This window comes from Vibrio sp. 779(2023), from assembly GCF_033344285.1.
GTDB classification, from domain to species: domain Bacteria; phylum Pseudomonadota; class Gammaproteobacteria; order Enterobacterales; family Vibrionaceae; genus Vibrio; species Vibrio alginolyticus.
This window is the reverse complement of the sequence record NZ_JAWPOM010000147.1, coordinates 1-1228: the sequence shown is the minus strand read 5'-3', so window position 1 is coordinate 1228 and position 1228 is coordinate 1. Positions and strand designations below refer to the sequence as shown.

The following is a 1228-nucleotide window of genomic DNA, read 5'->3' as shown; positions in this document are numbered from 1 at the left end:
GAGAATTTGTGTGGCCAGATAGCAGGACGGTCAAGGAATCCGGTTGAACGGTCGCCACCAGCAAAGATAAACATCACTGACAACTCTGAAGGTTCAACGGTTCCATCTTGGTTACTGTCGTAAGCAGAAAGATTGAAGTACGGATCCAGTTTTTGGTAGGCCTCTGTAAACACGGCGTTCAGCTTGGCCGTACATGTGGTGTCGCTAGAACTAGAGTGACAATTTGGGTGGCTTTGTGCCACGGACACATTGATCACACCATCATTCGCGGTGCCGTAACTCTCGATAGCTGGGACGACTTTGAATTTACCTTGAGAGTTTTTATCAAAGTAATCCACAACGCTTTGGCCATTCGTGTCGAAAACACGTTGCTCGAAATTGTGCACCATCGCTTGATCGTTAAAAGAAACCTGCACAACCAACAAAGGCTGCTGTTTCACGCTCGAGCTGCTCATCGCCTGATAACCTTGTGCCGTGCGCAATAAGTTTTGGCGAGCCATAGGTTCAATCGCTTTTAACGAAGACAGCTCCGGCTTAACTTGCACGTCAGGACGAAACTTCGCTGAATCAGGCGCATCACTGGATTGGGTTTTCTCAATACCAGTCGAGAGCAACTCAGGGGAGTCTGAATTACGCTGGATCTGGGCAAAAAACCAAACGCCATCTTCCTGAATCAAAGCATTGCCTTGTTTGTCTTCAAACCAATGGAAATCAGCAGTTCCGCGTAAAATCGCCTCGCTATTGCTTCCGTCACTCAGCGTGATCGGATGCCAAATTGGCGATGGTGGGGTCGTTGCCATACTGTTTCCGGCAACAAGTGCAGTCAGCATGGTCAAGGCAAGGGTGTGGAATTTCAAAGTACGGCTCCATCTTTTCAATTCACCATGCGTAAAACGAACTCAGATACCCATCAATTTAATGAGCGGTTACCTGATGGTTATTTACGCATTAGATATAAATTAAGTGAATGAATGGTACAGAAATGAAAGGATAAGGGAATGCTGACAAGGGGATCAAAAAGAAAATTTGAGCAAAAGACCACGTTATTTATAAATGTTTGAGCGCCGATGACCAATCGACGCTCAAAAAAGTCAAAATATCACTGTAAATTCAAAGCGTTATTTTACGTTCATTTTGCTTATTACTGACAAATCATCCAGTAAGAACCGTGTCTTCTGGGTACTTAATCAAGGTTGGTTCTGGTCTCGCTAACATATATGCGAGCGTC

The 1228-nt window shown here is 45.0% G+C and carries 1 pseudogene; it reads right to left on the bottom strand.

What is annotated here, in order from left to right:
- Positions 1 to 857 (bottom strand): annotated as a pseudogene (locus tag R8O70_RS25635) (peptidase M6); the annotation flags it as partial.
- Between the last annotated feature and the right edge of the window lie 371 nt (positions 858 to 1228).